The 17817-nt window shown below is 34.4% G+C and carries 18 protein-coding genes and 2 pseudogenes; 15 read left to right on the top strand and 5 right to left on the bottom strand.

The features are described from left to right. Positions 1 to 34 precede the first annotated feature (34 nt). From QO200_RS02235 to QO200_RS02180, 12 genes and pseudogenes are all read left to right on the top strand, one after another. Positions 35 to 1222, top strand: coding sequence for a pyridoxal phosphate-dependent aminotransferase (locus QO200_RS02235; RefSeq protein WP_371535801.1), 1188 nt, complete (start codon positions 35 to 37; stop codon positions 1220 to 1222). Positions 1223 to 1476: 254 nt separating this feature from the next. Then, the gene (locus QO200_RS02230; RefSeq protein ID WP_371535798.1) at positions 1477 to 1929 is read left to right on the top strand and encodes a PA2169 family four-helix-bundle protein; all 453 of its coding nucleotides are present in this window, start codon (positions 1477 to 1479) and stop codon (positions 1927 to 1929) included. A 349-nt stretch (positions 1930 to 2278) separates the two neighbouring features. Then, a pseudogene (gene purT, locus QO200_RS02225) lies at positions 2279 to 3442 on the top strand (formate-dependent phosphoribosylglycinamide formyltransferase); the annotation flags it as partial. A gap of 2 nt (positions 3443 to 3444) precedes the next feature. Further along, positions 3445 to 3780 carry a DUF6370 family protein gene (locus QO200_RS02220; protein WP_371535795.1) on the top strand — a complete coding sequence of 112 codons (336 nt, stop codon included), beginning with the start codon at positions 3445 to 3447 and terminating at the stop codon, positions 3778 to 3780. Then, positions 3780 to 4355 (top strand): Crp/Fnr family transcriptional regulator, encoded by a 576-nt coding sequence (locus QO200_RS02215; RefSeq protein WP_371535792.1) that lies wholly within the window; start codon positions 3780 to 3782, stop codon positions 4353 to 4355. Before QO200_RS02220 ends, QO200_RS02215 begins: the two co-directional genes overlap by 1 nt. 207 nt (positions 4356 to 4562) lie before the next feature. Next, complete coding sequence (locus tag QO200_RS02210; protein ID WP_371535789.1) at positions 4563 to 5279, top strand: pirin family protein; 717 nt, start codon at positions 4563 to 4565, stop codon at positions 5277 to 5279. Between the two features lie 13 nt (positions 5280 to 5292). Beyond that, positions 5293 to 5577 (top strand): GNAT family N-acetyltransferase, encoded by a 285-nt coding sequence (locus QO200_RS02205; RefSeq protein WP_371535787.1) that lies wholly within the window; start codon positions 5293 to 5295, stop codon positions 5575 to 5577. A gap of 35 nt (positions 5578 to 5612) precedes the next feature. Beyond that, positions 5613 to 6020 (top strand): OsmC family protein, encoded by a 408-nt coding sequence (locus tag QO200_RS02200; RefSeq protein ID WP_371535785.1) that lies wholly within the window; start codon positions 5613 to 5615, stop codon positions 6018 to 6020. A gap of 39 nt (positions 6021 to 6059) precedes the next feature. Beyond that, complete coding sequence (locus tag QO200_RS02195) at positions 6060 to 6215, top strand: (4Fe-4S)-binding protein (protein WP_371535782.1); 156 nt, start codon at positions 6060 to 6062, stop codon at positions 6213 to 6215. Between the two features lie 32 nt (positions 6216 to 6247). Continuing rightward, positions 6248 to 6775 carry an NADPH-dependent FMN reductase gene (locus QO200_RS02190; protein WP_371535780.1) on the top strand — a complete coding sequence of 176 codons (528 nt, stop codon included), beginning with the start codon at positions 6248 to 6250 and terminating at the stop codon, positions 6773 to 6775. Positions 6776 to 7066: 291 nt separating this feature from the next. Then, positions 7067 to 7942, top strand: a complete 876-nt coding sequence (gene fabD, locus QO200_RS02185) for an ACP S-malonyltransferase (RefSeq protein WP_371535778.1) — start codon at positions 7067 to 7069, stop codon at positions 7940 to 7942. A gap of 190 nt (positions 7943 to 8132) precedes the next feature. Beyond that, a complete protein-coding gene (locus QO200_RS02180) occupies positions 8133 to 8384 on the top strand; it encodes a hypothetical protein (protein ID WP_371535775.1) in 252 nt (83 codons plus the stop codon). Between the two features lie 37 nt (positions 8385 to 8421). On the opposite strand, the gene galE is transcribed toward QO200_RS02180, so the two are convergent. Next, entirely contained in the window at positions 8422 to 9441 is a 1020-nt protein-coding gene (gene galE, locus QO200_RS02175; RefSeq protein ID WP_371535772.1) for a UDP-glucose 4-epimerase GalE, read from the bottom strand. Positions 9442 to 9499: 58 nt separating this feature from the next. Further along, positions 9500 to 10630 carry a DegT/DnrJ/EryC1/StrS family aminotransferase gene (locus tag QO200_RS02170; protein WP_371535769.1) on the bottom strand — a complete coding sequence of 377 codons (1131 nt, stop codon included), beginning with the start codon at positions 10628 to 10630 and terminating at the stop codon, positions 9500 to 9502. A 221-nt stretch (positions 10631 to 10851) separates the two neighbouring features. Here QO200_RS02170 and QO200_RS02165 point away from each other — a divergent pair, with 221 nt between their 5' ends. Continuing rightward, entirely contained in the window at positions 10852 to 12084 is a 1233-nt protein-coding gene (locus tag QO200_RS02165) for a 3-deoxy-D-manno-octulosonic acid transferase (protein WP_371535767.1), read from the top strand. Here the strand turns inward: QO200_RS02165 and QO200_RS02160 are convergent. The 3 genes from QO200_RS02160 to QO200_RS02150 form a co-directional block, all read right to left on the bottom strand. Next, entirely contained in the window at positions 12074 to 12796 is a 723-nt protein-coding gene (locus QO200_RS02160) for a LytR/AlgR family response regulator transcription factor (protein WP_371535764.1), read from the bottom strand. The genes QO200_RS02165 and QO200_RS02160 overlap by 11 nt on opposite strands. A 90-nt stretch (positions 12797 to 12886) precedes the next feature. After that, positions 12887 to 13960 (bottom strand): sensor histidine kinase, encoded by a 1074-nt coding sequence (locus QO200_RS02155; protein WP_371535761.1) that lies wholly within the window; start codon positions 13958 to 13960, stop codon positions 12887 to 12889. Positions 13961 to 14279: 319 nt separating this feature from the next. Then, positions 14280 to 16283, bottom strand: a complete 2004-nt coding sequence (locus QO200_RS02150; protein ID WP_371535758.1) for an alpha/beta hydrolase family protein — start codon at positions 16281 to 16283, stop codon at positions 14280 to 14282. Positions 16284 to 16789: 506 nt separating this feature from the next. On the opposite strand from QO200_RS02150, the pseudogene QO200_RS02145 reads away from it, so the two are divergent. Together QO200_RS02145 and QO200_RS02140 are read left to right on the top strand one after the other, a co-directional pair. Continuing rightward, positions 16790 to 17128, top strand: a pseudogene (locus QO200_RS02145) (3-deoxy-D-manno-octulosonic acid transferase); the annotation flags it as partial. A 462-nt stretch (positions 17129 to 17590) separates the two neighbouring features. Then, positions 17591 to 17779, top strand: coding sequence for a hypothetical protein (locus QO200_RS02140; protein WP_339918861.1), 189 nt, complete (start codon positions 17591 to 17593; stop codon positions 17777 to 17779). Positions 17780 to 17817: the final 38 nt, after the last annotated feature.

Here is a 17817-nt window from a genome sequence, read left to right as displayed (position 1 = left end):
CTATTAACAAGTTAGGGCAATCAACACTTTTTTAATGAATCATTTACTTTCAGACAGAATTAACAACCTTGCTACATCACAAACATTAGCAATGGCAGCATTAGCGCGAGAACTAAAAGCACAAGGAAAAGACATTATCAGTTTAAGTTTAGGAGAACCAGATTTCAATACTCCTGACTTTATCAAAGAAGCAGCTAAAAAAGCGATTGACGAAAATTACAGTACTTATTCTCCAGTAGACGGATATGCTGAATTGAAAGAAGCAATTTGCCGAAAATTCAAAAGAGACAATGATTTAGATTACAAACCTTCTCAAATTGTAGTTTCTACAGGAGCAAAACAATCTTTATACAACATTGCACAAGTAATGTTAAACGATGGTGACGAAGTTATTTTACCAGCACCATACTGGGTTTCTTATTTCGAAATCGTAAAATTATCTGGAGGAGTTCCAGTTGAAGTACCTACTTCTATTGAAAGCGACTTTAAAATCACTCCAGCTCAGCTAGAAGCAGCTATCACACCAAAAACAAAAATGATGTGGTTCAGTTCTCCTTGTAATCCAAGTGGTTCTGTTTACAATAGAGAAGAATTAACAGCATTAGCTAAAGTATTAGAAAATTATCCTAACATAATTGTGGTTGCAGATGAAATCTATGAGCACATCAACTTCTCGGGAACTTTTTGCAGTATTGCATCTATCCCAGGAATGTTAGAAAAAACAGTTACCGTAAACGGAGTTGCAAAAGCATTTGCAATGACAGGATGGAGAATTGGTTATATTGGAGGACCTGAATTTATTGCTAAAGCATGTACTAAAATCCAAGGTCAAGTAACTTCTGGCGCTAATAGTATTGCACAACGTGCTACTATTACTGCTGTAGATGCTGATCCATCTGTGTTGAACGAAATGGTTCAAGCTTTCCACAGCCGCAGAGATTTAGTAGTAGGATTAATCAAAGAAATTCCAGGAATGAAAATCAACGTTCCAGAAGGTGCATTTTATGTATTTCCTGATGTATCTTCTTTCTTCGGAAAAACATTAAGAGGAACCTTAATTAAAGATGCTAACGATTTTTCTATGTATCTTTTGGGAGAAGCAAATGTAGCAACTGTAACTGGTGATGCTTTTGGAAATCCAAACTGTATCCGTTTCTCTTACGCAACAAGCGAAGACATCTTGATAGAAGCTCTAAAAAGAATAAAAGAAGCAGTAGCTTAATTCATTTTTCACCTATATATTACAGTGCCTCAAGATTCATTTCTTGAGGCACTTTTTTTAACTATATTCCTCAGTGAAAAATAGCCTAACCGCCATAAACATCCGAATACCAACTCTAAAGTTTAACGCGATAAAAAAAATAATCTATAAAATCTTGATTCCACAATTTTATAAAAAAGGATAGAAATGTTGTAAAACAATAAATGGATTCTATTCCCATCTTTGTATTATACATATACTTAAAAACAAATATCATGACAAATACAGATGAAAACAGAACAGAAATTGTTAGTACATTAGATGAATTAATTGCTATTCTTGAAGACGGAAAACTTGGGTATACCAATGCCGCTGAGCATATAGAAAACTCAGCCATTAAAAGTGATTTTATACAATATGCACGAGAACGCGCCTTATTTATTGTAGAACTACAAGATGAAATTAACAGATTAGGGAAATCTACTGATACCGCTGGAGGTGGAGTATTAAGCACTTTACACCGTGCTTGGATTGACTTCAAATCAACTTTTACAAGTGGTGATACTGAGGCTATAGTTAATGCTTGTATTACTGGTGAAGAAGCTGCGATTGAAAAATACGAAGAGGCCTTAAAGAAAGAGGAATTACAAGCTAGTCAAAAAGCACTTCTTACAAAACAATTAAGTAGCATTAAAGCTATTTTAATGAAACTAAACTTAAATAATTAAGCTACCATACATACTTATATATCTTAAAATAGTTGTTAAAATCCCTTAAGAGATTTCGTGAGGGATTTTTTTTAGGCGTGTCCCAAAAGGGTCGGGCTATTCGCTGTATCTTTTATTCCGCTCCGCTACATAAAAGGATGCCGCTACTATCCCTCACGCAAACAGTGCTCTAAAAATGATCCAATTCTACCAAGCTCCGCAAAGTGTAGCTGCTCCGCAAATGTCTCCCGACTTTGCGGCACAAAATGAGTTCCTTTAAATTCCAACCATTTTTCTCAAAATAATTTGCGAATTTGCGGTCACCAAAAAAAGCAATTCAGTATTTTTACATTTCAATAAAGACAACAAAAACATGAAAATACTATTGCTAGGTTCAGGTGAATTAGGAAAAGAATTTGCAATCGCAGCGCAACGCATCGGGCAAACCATAATTGCTGTTGACAGCTATGAAAACGCACCCGCCATGCAAGTTGCACATGGTTTTGAAATTATTAATATGCTTGATGGAGTAGAACTCGATCGTATTGTAGCAAAACACAAACCTGATTTTATTGTTCCTGAAATAGAAGCTATTCGTACTGAACGTTTTTACGATTACGAAAAACAAGGGATCACTGTAGTTCCCTCTGCAAAAGCGGCCAACTTTACTATGAACCGTAAAGCCATTCGGGATCTCGCTGCCAAAGAACTGGGCTTAAAAACTGCCAATTATCGCTACGCCACTACTGCCGAAGAATTGCAAAAAGGAGTCGAAGCCGTTGGGATGCCTTGTGTGGTAAAACCATTAATGTCTTCCTCAGGAAAAGGACAATCGACTATAAAAACAGAAGCTGACATCGAGAAAGCTTGGAACTATGCCGTGGAAGGATCAAGAGGAGATGTTGTAGAAGTGATTGTTGAAGCTTTTGTCAAATTCAATTCGGAGATTACCTTGTTAACCGTTGTTCAAAATAATAATCCAACTTTATTTTGTGCACCCATTGGTCACCGTCAAGAACGTGGCGATTACCAAGAAAGCTGGCAACCCGCCAGAATTTTAGATAAGGACTTGTATGAAGCACAAGATATGGCCGAAAAAGTGACTGAAGCTCTTGGTGGAGCAGGTCTTTTTGGGGTAGAATTTTTCTTGGCTGATGATGGCGTTTATTTCTCTGAATTGTCCCCTCGCCCACATGATACAGGAATGGTAACGCTAGCAGGAACACAAAACTTTAATGAGTTTGAATTGCATTTACGTGCTATTTTAAGCTTACCTATATTCGAAATTACCCTAGAAAAAGCAGCTGCCAGTGCGGTAATTTCAGCTTCAGAAAATAGTTCAAACCCCACATTCACCGGATTAGAACAAATTGCCTGTCTCCCTAAAACTGATTTTAGACTCTTTGGCAAACCCTCTTCACGACCGTATCGCAGAATGGGAGTTGCATTAGTCAATGACGCATTACAAACCCCAATCGAAGAAATTGTCGAAAGAGCAAAAGCAGCTGCAGCCTTAATTAAAGTAAATTCGTAATCATGAAAAAAATACTTTTAGCAACATTTTTATTCGTTACAGCCATAGTAAGTGCTCAAGAAAACAAAGAAGAATCAAAATCTCAAATTGTTGAAGCTTCCTGTGGCCAATGTCAATTTGGAATGAAAAAAAAAGGATGTGACTTAGCAGTGCGCATAGACGGAAAATCATATTTTGTAGATGGTACTGCCATCGATTCTCATGGTGATGCTCACGCTAATGATGGTTTTTGTGTTACTGTTAGAAAAGCAGCCGTTGTGGGTGAAATAAAAAACAATCGTTTTGTAGCTTCATCATTCAAATTACTTCCTGAAGAAAAGAAAACTCAGCAAAAATAGTGTCGCTAATCATTCAAAATATCAGCAAACACATTGCACTTACTCCAAAAGAGCAACTGCTGTTTCTCTCTAAAACTGAGACTCATACTTTTAAAGCAAAAACTATTCTATTGAATTCTGGACAAATTTGCAAACATTCCTATTTTGTGAATTCGGGAATCTTGAGAAGTTTCAATATCAACGATAATATAGTCGAACACATTTTAACTTTCGCCTGCGAAGGCTGGTGGATTGGCGACATGTATAGCTTAATTTCACAAAAACCGGGCAATCTATTCATTGAAGTTTTAGAAGATGCCGAAATCGTTATGCTTTCTAAAGAAAACCAAGAACTATTATATACCGAAATCCCAAAACTAGAACGTTTTTTCAGAATCCTGACTGAAAACTCCTTGGTTGCGAACCAAGAACGCCTCATGGATAATCTAAGTTTATCCGCAGAAGAGCGCTTTGAAAAATTTCGCATAAAATACCCTACGCTACTTCAAAAAATACCTCAAAAACAAATTGCCTCCTACATCGGTGTTACTCCAGAATTCTTTAGTAGGATGAAATCGAAGTTGCTCAGAAAGTAGTGGCCAGTACTCAATCTTTTTTAGTAGCAGACCTATCAAGCAAATTTATTATAAATACCCAATCTTTAAAACCTCTCCACTAAGTAGTTATTTACTGAACACTTATTACCCTCAACACTAAGTACTAATTTTCTTAATCTAGGTTAAGTGCGATCACGCTACACTATTTGTAAATTTGTAGTATAAAATCACTAAATTTAATTCATCATGGAAAATACAGTATTACATAAAGCAGATACAAGAGGACATGCAGATCACGGATGGTTAAATGCTTACCATAGTTTTAGTTTTGGAAGTTGGTACAATTCAGATCGGGTACAATTTGGAGCGTTACGCGTTTTAAATGATGATACAATTGCTGCAGGAATGGGTTTTGGCACACATCCTCACGACAACATGGAAATTATCACCATTCCGCTGGAAGGAGATTTAGCGCACAAAGACAGCATGGGAAATACGGAGATCATTAAAAATGGCGATGTACAAGTCATGAGTGCTGGAACTGGAGTGAAGCATAGTGAATTTAATCCAAACGACGACCAAAGAACGAAATTGTTGCAAATATGGGTTTTTCCAAACCAACAAAATATAGCACCGAGATACCAACAAATTTCTTTGAATCCCGAAGAAAGAAAAAACAAACTACAACAAATCCTTTCGCCTAATGCAGAAGATGAAGGCGTTTGGATACATCAGGACGCTTGGTTTCATTTGGGTAAATTTGACAAAGGAGTAACCGCAGCTTACAACTTGAAAAAAGAAGGAAATGGTGTTTATGCTTTTATACTTTCTGGTAGCCTGACGATTAACGGTCAAGAATTAGAAACTAGAGACGGTTTCGGAATTTGGGATGTTAATTCTCTGGATATTAAAGCAGCTTCTGATGCCGAGTTTTTATTAATGGAAATTCCAATGAAACATTAATCTGAACCCCATTATGACTGAAGTAATAGAATTAGAACACAATGATCAAAAGGGTACTTTATATTTAAAAGTAGATAATAAAACCGAAGCAAAATTGACATTTGTCTTTGCTGGTGCAACTAAAATGATCATCGACCACACGGAAGTAAACCCCAGCAACAAAGGAAAAGGTTTTGGCAAAAAATTAGTGTTTGAAGCGGTAAAATTTAGTCGTGAAAAAGGTATAACAATTCTTCCATTGTGTCCGTTTGCTAAAAGCGTTTTTGATAAAACACCTGAATTAAGAGATGTTTTGTAATCTAACCCGAAAGGGATAATTTTAAAAATTAAAGCATGGAAAATGTATTCGACGAAGATATTACGGGACACATAGGCACTCAAAAGTATTTGTGCACTATTACTTGGAGAAACGGCCAACTTATTATGGATGAACCTGAGAGTATTGAAGGAAAAGACCTTGGTCCTGATCCTTACTCTACACTCCTAGCCTCATTAGCATCATGTACGCTATCTACTTTAAGAATGTATATTGATCGAAAAGGATGGGATATTCCTGAAATAAATATTTCATTAAACTTTTACCAAGAAAGTGACCCTGAACTCACGACAACAATTTCAAGATCAATTAGTTTTCCAACAGAAATTGAAGACGATATTAAAAAGCGATTATTAAATGTCGCCGAAAAATGTCCGGTGTCAAAACTATTAAAAAACAACATTGTAATTAATACAACGCTATAATTATGGGCGCAAAAGACATTACAAAATAATATACAAACGGTGAGGTTACCGTGGTGGCAATCCGCAAAATGCATTCACTCCGGAAACTGTGTTAGAAACAATCCAGGTGGGTTCCAACCAAAAGAAAAGACTTGGATCAAGATTGACTCTTCTTCGACGGAGAAAATTATAGATACAATTAATAAATGCTCCTAGGGCGCATTAACGTATTACAAAAACAAATAAACATGAAAAAAATTATCGCTTTTGGCGCTTCATCCAGTAAAGACTCTATTAACAAGCAGTTAGCTACTTATGCTGCGGGACAATTTGAAAATGCCTCAATAGAAGTTTTAGATTTGAATGATTATGAAATGCCCATTTTCTCAACAGACAAAGAAGCAGCAACTGGAATTCCAACCTTAGCAACAGATTTTTATACTAAACTTGGAACCGCAGATTTACTTGTAATCTCTTTTGCAGAACATAACGGTGCTTATTCTACGGCATTTAAAAATATTTTTGATTGGACTTCAAGAATTCACGCTAAAACATTTCAAGACAAACAAACCCTAATATTAGCTACATCACCAGGGCCAAGAGGAGGAAGTTCCGTTTTAGAAATTGCAAAAAATCGTTTCCCTTTTCAAGGTGCTGTGGTAAAAGGAAGTTTTTCGTTACCTAATTTCAATGAAAATTTTGACACGACTAATGGAATCATTAATGCCGATTTAAACAATCAGTTGTTAGAAATTATAAAATCAATCGAATTATAATTTATACTCACTTACTCAGGAAATATTTCCATTTTTAGTGAGAAAAGCGTTGTTATAAGCACAACGCTTTTTTTATTTATTGAAAAACGACTGTTTCTCTTTAGCCCTGATGGAAGTGAAAATCCTTTATATCCTGAAGCAAATTCAGGATATAAAGATTGCAGCGTACAGCAGGAAGATTGTTGATTAGAAGAACAAAAGTTGCTGCTCCTAAAAAAAATAGTATTTTTGCAGACGGTTTTATTTTAATTATTGGAGAAACTTGAAACCTTAAACTTTAAACAACTTTTTATGAAAGCATACGTATTTCCAGGTCAAGGTGCACAATTTACAGGAATGGGCAAAGACTTGTATGAAAGCTCTGCATTAGCAAAGGACTTATTTGAAAAAGCAAACGAAATATTAGGTTTCCGTATCACAGACATTATGTTTGAAGGTACTGCCGAAGAATTGAAAGAAACTAAAGTAACGCAACCAGCGGTATTTTTACATTCGGTGATTTTAGCTAAAACTTTAGGTGATGATTTCAAACCAGAAATGGTTGCTGGACATTCATTAGGAGAATTTTCGGCATTGGTTGCTAATGGCGCTTTATCATTTGAAGACGGATTAAAATTAGTTTCACAACGTGCTATAGCAATGCAAAAAGCATGCGAAATAACACCTTCTACTATGGCGGCAGTTCTAGGACTTGCTGACACTATTGTGGAAGAAGTTTGCGCTTCTATTGACGGTGTTGTAGTTGCTGCAAATTACAACTGCCCGGGACAATTAGTAATTTCGGGAGAAACATCGGCTGTTGAAGCAGCATGTGTTGCTATGAAAGAAGCTGGAGCAAAACGCGCTTTATTATTACCCGTAGGTGGTGCATTTCACTCGCCAATGATGGAACCGGCAAGAGAAGAACTAGCAGCAGCGATTGAAGCGACTACTTTCTCGACTCCAATTTGCCCGGTATATCAAAATGTTACTGCAACTGCAGTTTCATCTCCAGAAGAGATCAAGAAAAACCTTATCATACAATTGACAGCTCCAGTAAAATGGACGCAGTCTGTACAGCAAATGATTGCTGATGGTGCTACTTTATTTACTGAAGTTGGCCCTGGAAAAGTATTAGCTGGGTTGATTGGAAAAATCGATAAAGAAGCAGTTACAGCTAACGCCTAAATTTCAGGTAGCAGTTTTTACAATTTATACTTAAACATACCATCTCCATAAGCGAAAGTTTATGGAGATTTTTCACTTCATATAAGTAACAAAAACAGGAAAGTGATTCCTTTTTAATTAAACAGCTGTGTTATCTGAAAAATTGTACATTTAACCAACAATTAATGTAAATTATTAAACCATATAAAATATGAAAAAAGTACTTTTAAGTTTAGCCTTTGTTTTAGCCCTAATGACATCATGTAAACAGGAAACTAAAGACCAAGTAGGTGAAGCAACTGATGCAATAGGTACAGAAATGGGCGATGCTGTAGATACAGCAGCCGTTAAAGTTGGTGCAGCCTTAGATTCTACTAAAGTTAAAATTAGTAAAACGATGAAAGAAGGTGCTGAAAAAATGGACAAGAAAGCCGACAGAATGAAAGAAGACGCTGAAAAATAATCTACAAAAAAATGGCTGCCAACTGGCAGCCATTTTCTTATTCTTTACTTCTTATCTTCTGTTCCCATTTCCAGGCACTAGCCATCGCCTCTTCAAGAGTAGATTGTGCTTTCCATCCAAGAACCGTATTTGCTTTATCAGTATTAGCATAAGCCGAAGTAATATCTCCTTCTCTGCGAGCTACAATTTTATAGGGCAATTTTTGTCCGCTTACTTTTTCGAAAGATTTGATAACTTCCAAGACTGAGCTTCCTGTACCTGTACCTAAGTTAAATGTTTCTACTTTAGCGATATTTTTTTTATTTAATAATCGTTGCAAAGCGATTACATGGGCTTTCGCCAAATCAACTACGTGAATATAATCCCTTACTGCTGTTCCATCAGGTGTAGGATAATCATCCCCGTAGACAGAAAGTTCTTTTCGCAATCCAAAACCGGTTTGTGTAATAAACGGTACCAAGTTTTGAGGTACTCCAATAGGTAATTCTCCAATTTCAGCTGAAGGATGCGCTCCTATCGGGTTGAAATAGCGTAATAAAATAGCATTTATATCAGTTACTTTGGCAACATCAGTGATAATTTCCTCTCCAATTTGCTTGGTATTTCCATAAGGAGACGCCGCTATTTGAATCGACGCGTCTTCCGTAATTGGCATTTTTTCGGCTTGACCATAAACGGTACAAGACGAACTAAAAATAAAGTTAGCTTCGGTCATTTTCTGCAATTCCTGCAACACATAGACCAAGGCATTAATATTATTTTCATAATACAACAACGGATTTTCAACGCTTTCACCCACCGCCTTTGAAGCTGCAAAATGAATTACCCCTGAAATGTCATGGTGTCTTTTAAAAAAATCCTGTACTTTATTCTTATCTCTTAGATCCAATTTTTCGAATGCCGGAATTTTCCCTGTAATCGCATCGATACCATCTAACACTTTTAAAGAAGTATTAGAAAGATCATCTACAATCACTACTTCAAAACCTTCATTTTGTAATTCGACCACCGTATGAGACCCTATAAAACCCAAACCTCCCGTTACTAGTATTTTCATCTTTTGTTGATTTAGCGTTTTGTTGATTTATTAATCTATAAACTAATTTAACACTTTTTTATTTAAGAAATTCTAAAACACTGTCTGTTATGAATTTTATTTGTTCGTCATCTAATTCCGTATGCATAGGAAGAGAAATCACTTCTGTTACCAATAGATTAGTTACAGGAAAATCTTCCTCTTTGTATCTTGCATCTAAATATGCTTTTTGTGAATGCAGTGGAATTGGGTAATAGATTGCACAGGGAATATCTTTGCTTAACAAATGCTTCATCAAACCATCTCTGTCTGCATCTACAATACGCAAAGTATATTGATGAAAAACGTGACAGTCACAGATGTCACAAATACTTGGCGCTATGATGTTTTTATGTCCTTCAAATGCTGCAGAATATTTGCGTGCTGCATTCTGTCTGGCGCTATTATATTGATCCAATAAAGGCAATTTTGCATTTAAAACTGCTGCTTGAATACTATCCAAACGAGAATTTACTCCTACCACATCATGATGATAGCGCTCATACATTCCGTGATTTACAATTCCGCGAAGTTTATGAGCCAATGCATCGTCATTTGTAAAAATTGCTCCTCCATCGCCATAACATCCTAAATTTTTAGATGGGAAAAATGAAGTTGAAGCTACATGTCCAATAGTTCCGGCTTTCTTTTTAATTCCATCAGAAAAATTACAATTAGCACCAATAGCCTGCGCATTATCCTCAATTACATATAGGTTATGTTCTTTAGCAATTGCCATAATAGCTTCCATATTAGCAGCTCTACCAAATAAGTGAACAGGCACTATTGCTTTTGTTTTAGGCGTAATTGCTTTCTTAATTGCATCGATAGAAATGTTCATATTAACCAAATCTACATCGACCAAAACAGGAGTCAGTTGCAATAAAGCAATCACCTCAACTGTTGCGGCAAAAGTAAAATCAGCCGTGATTACCTCGTCCCCGGGTTGTAAATCTAATCCCATCATCGCAATTTGTAAAGCATCCGTTCCATTTGCACAAGGAATCACATGCTTCACATCAAGATATTCTTCTAATGATTTTTGGAATTGATGAACCTGTGGTCCGTTGATATACGTATTGGTATCTAAAACTTCTTGAATTGAAACATTAACCGTTTCTTTTATTTTTTCGTATTGACTTTTTAGGTCAACCATTTGGATTTTTTTCATTTATATTTAATTTAAACCAATTAATCTCTACGTTCAAAAAAGATCCACAACAAGCAAAATAGACAAATTGCTATTTTACTATTAAGCTGTGGCGCTTTTATAAATTGAAGTAATTATTTTAGACTTTATTAAAACTCTTATCTGCAAAAATATGAATTTAAGCAGTAAGATTTAAATGATAAACAAAAGAAACTGTATTTTAGCAAAATAAAAATTCTGGTATGCTTTTTCTTTATAACACAGTAATACAAATTACTGGTTCATTGCTCAACGTCATTGCACTTTTCAATTTAAAAATCAAGCTTTTTATTGATGGCAGAAAAATTGTTTTCACCACTTTAGAACAAAAAATAAAGCCTTCAGATAAAACAATTTGGTTTCATGCCGCCTCATTAGGCGAATATGAACAAGGATTACCGGTAATAGAAAAAATTAAAGAAAAATATCCGCAACATAAAATAGTACTCACTTTTTTTTCTCCGTCTGGATATGAAGTCCGCAAAAACAATACCGTTGCAGACGCAACCGTGTATTTACCGTTAGACACCAAAAAAAATGCAAAACGATTTTTAGACCTCGTTCATCCCGACATGGTATTTTTTATCAAGTATGAATATTGGTTAAATTATTTAAATGAACTGAATAAATCAAAAACGCCTACCTATTTAATCTCTGGAATTTTCAGAGAAGAACAAATGTTCTTTAAATGGTACGGAGGCTTTTATAGAAAAGCATTAGACACTTTTACCTACTTTTTTGTACAAAACGAAGGCTCTAAAAAATTACTACAGCAATTAGGAAAAACTAATGTAGCCGTTTCAGGTGACACCCGCTTTGACCGCGTTGCCGCTATTTTAGAGAAAGACAATGATTTAGATTATATTTCGCAATTTAAAAACAATACTCTAACCATTGTCGTAGGAAGCTCCTGGCCAAAAGACGAAGCCTTATTGCTAGATTTTATAAATACAAACACACTAGATGTAAAATTCATTATCGCTCCTCACAACATCAAGAGCGACGAAATTGAACAGTTGAAAAACAGCATCATAAAAAAAACAGTCTTGTTCTCAGAAATGAAGGGTAAGAATCTTGCAGATTTTGATGTGTTTATTATTGACACTGTTGGTATTCTTACTAAAATCTATAGTTATGCAGACATCGCCTTTGTAGGTGGTGGTTTTGGCAACCCTGGCGTACACAACTTACTGGAGCCCGCTACTTTTGGAGTTCCGATAATCATAGGACCCAATTATTCTCATTTTGCCGAAGCAATCGCCTTAGTCAATATGGGCGGTTGTATCTCTGTATCTAACAAAACCGAATTAATTGCTGCCTTTAAAGATTTAATCATAGACAATAGCTTCCGAAATGAAAAAGGTCATATCTGCAGCACCTTTGTGCAGATGAATAAAGGGGCAACGGGAATAATAATCAATTATATTAAAAACTGAACCTTTCCTTGAAATGAGATGCTTGTCTTCTGGAAATTTCAACCTTCGAATCATTATGCAAATGAGCCAACAAATTTCCACTGAACCAAACGTCCATTTTAGAAATGTAATCAATATTAATAATTTGGCTTCTATTGGCTCTACAAAATAATGCTTCAGGCAATTTCTTTTCTATTTGATTTAATGATTTATTAAGCATTGCTTTTTCGTTTAAAAAAAACACCTTGGTATAATTACCATCCACTTCAAACAAATAAATATCTGAAATTTTAACTAACCAGCATTTCTCTCCATCTTTAATAAATATTTGATTAGAAAGGGATAGTTTTTCAATGCGTTTTTCTGAGATTTCCTGAACCTTAGTTGTTACTTTTTCTAAAGCCTTTGCAAATCTCACAGGATTTATAGGTTTTAGCAAATAATCCAAGGCATTATATTCAAATGATTTTATGGCATATTCATCAAATGCAGTTGTAAAAATAGTTATAGGAACATTGTCTAACATTTCCAACAATTCAAAACCGTCTTTTTCGGGCATATTGATGTCCAAAAATAGCAGATCAGGTTGTGTTTCATTGATTAAGGCATACCCCACATCAACGTTTTCAGCTTCGCCAATCACTTCTATATCGGGATGGTTTTTCAACAATTCTTTTAGCTCATTTCTAGCCAAACGCGAATCTTCAACTATGACAGCTTTAATAGTTTTCATATATAGGAAATATTGTTAGTAGTGGAATAAGTAGTTCGCATAGGTTTAATCGGTGTTTGCACAGAATCCTCGGTATGCTCATTTTATCTATTAAACAATTGGGATATTAATTTTTGCAATTACATGACTTTTTATTTCTTCCAAAGTAAAAGAAGCTTCTTTACCGTACAATAAAGAAATTCTTTCTTTGATGTTTTTAATCCCAAGTTGGGTCGAATTTTCACCCAGCACCAACTTCCCTGAATTGCGCACCATAATGGTTAAAAAATTACCGTCAAAAATAGTACTCAATCTGACTTCGCCCCCTTCTTTTAATTTTGAAACTCCATGTTTGATCGCATTTTCAATCAGTAGCTGAATAATCATCGGCGGTATTTGAAGCTTAATGGTTTCGGCTTGAATTTCTTTTACATACTGCAATCGGTCTTCAAGTTGAATTTTGGATATGGCAATAAAATTATCGACCATTTCCAGTTCTTCTTCCATAACAATAGTATTTATATTGTTTTTGGTCAAGGAATACCGCAGCATTTCAGACAAACGAGTAATCATTTCACGAGACTTTTCTGGATTTTCTAAAATCAAACCTCTTATGTTATTTAAACTATTAAACATAAAGTGTGGATTGATCTGACCTTTTAAGGCATTAAGCTGAGATTCTTTCAGCGTGGATTCGAGTAAAGATCTTTCCAAAATATTATCTTTTAACTGAAGTGTTGACTTGTATACGGTGTAAAACAATGTCCACAAAAAGAAAATGAAACACATGATAATAGCAAAAGCTACTTGCGCTTTCATTTTTTGGGAGGGATGATTAAACACATCCGGCCTTTTATAAACATAAGTCAAAACAAAATAATTGTATGACTTAAGTACTAAGTAATATAAAAAAGCTGCTAAAATAAAAAGAAATATAAATTTAGTAAGTTCCCACCCATTAAACTCAACGAGATTAATTCTACTGTTAAAAGCATGCCTAATCCCTAAGCATATCACTATAAGAAACAATACATTCATAAAGTAATCCAAGCACAACTGCCACGTTTCATAATTAAGAACGTTTCTTTTAGGAATAATAATTTGTGGTAAAAATGTAAACCCAAAAATTACTCCCCAAAATAAAAACTGATAAAATATGAATTTAATATTTTTATTTAATTTCATTTTTTGATAACGTTTATTTCATCAGTATACCCATTTACAATCCCAATCATAAAAACAATCCATACAACAACAGCGATCAGTACAATTATTGTTACTATATTTTTTTTTAATTTCATATCCTTTTATACATTACGAAACCCATCAAATTCACAAAATGGTGTTAGTAGCTTTTAAATAATTTCATTCACAATATAAACTAAAAACTCAATAATGGTATTAACTAAAAACAACATAATTTGTATCATCTTTTTAAAAGTTTAGGTTGAATACATTAAACCTTTGGCAAAGCTATACTCTACCAAAGATAAAGGTTTAATAATTAGTTTAAGTGTTGAGCGAAAAAACCCATCATTGTTTTATATAATTCGATTTGATTTTCCTCTCTTGCAAACCCATGTCCTTCGTTATACTTTAACATGTAAGGGACCGCAAATCCTTTTGTTCTTAATGCCGTCACGATTTGGTCAGATTCTGCCATTTTTACTCTTGGATCATTTGCGCCTTGTATAACGAACAATGGCTTTGTAATTTTATCGACTTGATACAACGGTGACACCTGCTTAGCAATTTTTGCTTCTTCAGCGTTATCCAGATTATACCAAATCTTTTTTACTGCTTCTTTATAAGGCTTCCAGTACTCAGGAAAGGAAGAGAAGAATGTTTCAATACTAGAAACACCAACATAATCGACACCACAAGCATACAAGTCCGGAGTCTTAACTAATCCCATTAAAGTGGCGTATCCTCCATGACTGGCTCCATAAATTGCAATTTTATTTTTGTCTACCCAGCCTTTTTGTAGTACATACTGAACGCCATCTTCAATATCTTCCATCACTTTTCGGCCAATTTGATTGTAACCTGCTTTCAAAAATTCTTTCCCATACCCTCCTGAAATTCTAAAATTAACATGTAAGGTGGCGTAACCCCGACTGGCAAACAATTGCGATTCTTGATTATAACCCCATGAATCCCTTACTCCTTGAGGACCACCGTGCGGATTCACGATTAACGGAACTTTTTTTCCTTGCATTGCCTCTTTTGGTAACGTTATATATCCGTGTATGGTCAAACCATCTCTGCTTTTAAAAGTTATCGGTTGCATTACCGCCATTTCATCTTCCTTTAATTTGGGCATTAAATCATACATAAAATTAATTTTATCCGTCAAAACATCATATTGATAATATTTTCCAAATATTTTATCACTATCAACAATTATTAACATTTTATCTTCATTGTCATTTTGAGAAACAATTCTAAACTGTTGCTTCCCAAATTCTGCAGACAATCTTTTATTTATTTTTTTAAAAGTCTTACTCAATGGAATTACCGTAATCTTCTCTCCGTTAAAACCAACATAATCTAATTCATAATTTCTTTTTTCAGATAAACTAAAAATAGATGCGTCATAGGTTTCGTTAGAAAATATTTCTTTCAATATTTTATTTTGCTTCAAATCATATAAAACAATTTTCATCTTGTCTGAATCCAAATTCGTCACAACATAAGCATCGTCAGGATTTTCACTTGCATAATTAAATTTTAACACACCAAAGGTGTCTGATGAACCAAATTCTTTGACTAATTTAAATTCAGTATCATTTGCAGCTTTATAATAATATTGATAATCAACACTATTGAATTGTTTCACAAAACCTTTTAAAACCCCATCTTTATCAAAATTATACACCGCGATAGGATTTTTCAGATCTGCATTGGCATATAATTTTTCAAATACTCCAGTGGTAATATTAATTTTATAAGGCTCCATTACCTGCGGATTGTCTTTATTCATCATAACAACAATAAATTCTTTTTGCTCCTTCAGAATCATAGAAATAGAGGCCTGCACCCCCTCAAAAGGAGTTAGATCTAATATGTTAGTTCCATCGATATTAGCCGAATAAATATGTTTATTTTCATTCCCTCCTTTATCCATGACATACCCTAAGCGCGTGTTGTTTAACCATTCGTAACTTCTAATTAATTCTTTTTTCTCTTCAATAGCTAATGTCACTTCATTTGTTTTGGTGTTTTTTACATAAACATGACTTTTACCATTTACATCTTTTTCAAAATAGGACATATACTCCCCGTTTGGCGACAATCTAAATGTTCTAGCCTTAGGTTTGGCGAAAAAATCTTCAACAGAATATTTATAATTCCCTTTTTCAAATGAAGCTAATTCATCCAATACTTCTTTTGAAGACGCCAATAAATTAGTATCCAGTTTTGAAGTTACGGATTTACCTTCTTGTGCAAAAGTATTTACCGTCAAGAGAAAGCTACATGCTAATAAAGTTATTTGTATTTTTTTCATGATTACAATTATTTATAAAATTTCATTAATACCAACTACCACTCCTGCGATAAAAATGGTAAGCATTACTCCTATAATTAACAGTACTACGCGTATAGCTATAGTTTTAAAATTTAAATTTTTCATTTTATTAAGTTTTATTGATTGTGAAACTTCTACTTAAGAGCATCTTTTAATTGATACATTCCTATTTATAGCATTGCTAATTTTGACAGTTATAGTGAAAGCAAGAGCCAACATAACTATAGAGCGAATTCCAATTCGACCACTTAAATTAACAAATACAGGTATTTAAGCAAATAATATCCGGCAACTCCAAATACCGCACCTACAGCGAAACTCAATATTATCTTTTTCGCACTACTCTTTTCTGTTTTCATTATTATGTTTTTTTATTTTTTGATGAGGCAAATGTATAACGGCGGCTTTTAAAATTTTCTTAAAAAATGACGAGTGGCCATTTCAAAATGGCGAACGGTAAAACTGATAAAATCAAAATCCCCAACATCTATACCGTTAGAATCACAGTCAAAATCTATAGCTATGCAGATATCGCCTTTGTAGGTGGTGGTTTCGGCAATCCTGGCGTACACAACTTACTGGAACCCGCTACTTTTGGAATTCCAATAGTTATTGGTCCAAATTATTCTCATTTTGCAGAAGCAACTGCTTTAGTTAATATGGGAGGATGCATCTCTGTTTCTGACAAAGCCCAATTAAACGCTGCTTTTAAAGACTTAATTGTAGATGCCAACTTCCGCAGCGAAAAAGGTCATATCTACAGCACTTTTGTTCAGATGAATAAAGCAGCAACAAATATGATCATGAAAAACATTGCTCAATAGCGTTCAAATTGAACTCCCATTGCTAATTTAGACGGACGTATAATTCTTCATAATCGTTCAAAACGAGTTCCTGATTTATTGTAAGAATAGTTTTGGTTAACCATTAACTAAAGAATAGTTTCTCAAAAATAAAAAGCAACGATAAAAAAGCAGAGACTAGCATAACAGCATTCTCTGCTATGAAAAGCTAATTTATTTACCCTCAATTAATTAAAAAACCTAGCGCTTCTATTTCATAAAAAGAGTTCCTTTTATTATAGCAGAAAATAGATCAGTACTAAATTAATAGTTCTCCCAAAAACATTCTACTGTACAATCCTCATCAATAGGGACTGTGACTGTGAAAATGAGCAAATAAAAAAAAACAAAAATATTTTAAAAAAAAAACAAAAAAAAAATTTACATATCAAATATTTTATATCTTTGCGTCGAATTAATAATTAACCTTTATATTAAATTAAGATGAAAAAAGTATTTTTAAGTTTAGCTGTTGTTGCTGTTTTAACTGTTGTATCTTGTAAAAAATCTGACGCTGCTGCTGAAGAAACTATGGCTGCTGACACTACTGTTGTAGCTGTTGATTCTGTAGCTGTTGATACTGTTGCTGTAGCTGTTGATTCTGCTGCTGTTGAAGCACCTGCTGCTGAGTAATTTTAAATTACATCACAAAATTAAAGCCATCCGCGCAA

Source organism: Flavobacterium sp. Arc3 (genome assembly GCF_041431375.1).
Taxonomy (GTDB): Bacteria; Bacteroidota; Bacteroidia; order Flavobacteriales; family Flavobacteriaceae; genus Flavobacterium.
The sequence above is the reverse complement of the archived record's forward strand: the minus strand, read 5'-3'. Positions and strand labels throughout refer to the sequence as shown.

Bases quoted from the DNA above. Each gene is read 5' to 3' on its own strand.
- QO200_RS02235 (WP_371535801.1), top strand. From the start codon at position 35: ATGAATCATTTACTTTCAGACAGAATTAACAACCTTGCTACATCACAA.
- QO200_RS02230 (WP_371535798.1), top strand. From the start codon at position 1,477: ATGACAAATACAGATGAAAACAGAACAGAAATTGTTAGTACATTAGAT.
- QO200_RS02220 (WP_371535795.1), top strand. From the start codon at position 3,445: ATGAAAAAAATACTTTTAGCAACATTTTTATTCGTTACAGCCATAGTA.
- QO200_RS02210 (WP_371535789.1), top strand. From the start codon at position 4,563: ATGGAAAATACAGTATTACATAAAGCAGATACAAGAGGACATGCAGAT.
- QO200_RS02205 (WP_371535787.1), top strand. From the start codon at position 5,293: ATGACTGAAGTAATAGAATTAGAACACAATGATCAAAAGGGTACTTTA.
- QO200_RS02200 (WP_371535785.1), top strand. From the start codon at position 5,613: ATGGAAAATGTATTCGACGAAGATATTACGGGACACATAGGCACTCAA.
- QO200_RS02190 (WP_371535780.1), top strand. From the start codon at position 6,248: ATGAAAAAAATTATCGCTTTTGGCGCTTCATCCAGTAAAGACTCTATT.
- fabD (WP_371535778.1), top strand. From the start codon at position 7,067: ATGAAAGCATACGTATTTCCAGGTCAAGGTGCACAATTTACAGGAATG.
- QO200_RS02180 (WP_371535775.1), top strand. From the start codon at position 8,133: ATGAAAAAAGTACTTTTAAGTTTAGCCTTTGTTTTAGCCCTAATGACA.
- galE (WP_371535772.1), bottom strand. From the start codon at position 9,441: ATGAAAATACTAGTAACGGGAGGTTTGGGTTTTATAGGGTCTCATACG.
- QO200_RS02170 (WP_371535769.1), bottom strand. From the start codon at position 10,630: ATGAAAAAAATCCAAATGGTTGACCTAAAAAGTCAATACGAAAAAATA.
- QO200_RS02165 (WP_371535767.1), top strand. From the start codon at position 10,852: ATGCTTTTTCTTTATAACACAGTAATACAAATTACTGGTTCATTGCTC.
- QO200_RS02160 (WP_371535764.1), bottom strand. From the start codon at position 12,796: ATGAAAACTATTAAAGCTGTCATAGTTGAAGATTCGCGTTTGGCTAGA.
- QO200_RS02155 (WP_371535761.1), bottom strand. From the start codon at position 13,960: ATGAAATTAAATAAAAATATTAAATTCATATTTTATCAGTTTTTATTT.
- QO200_RS02150 (WP_371535758.1), bottom strand. From the start codon at position 16,283: ATGAAAAAAATACAAATAACTTTATTAGCATGTAGCTTTCTCTTGACG.
- QO200_RS02140 (WP_339918861.1), top strand. From the start codon at position 17,591: ATGAAAAAAGTATTTTTAAGTTTAGCTGTTGTTGCTGTTTTAACTGTT.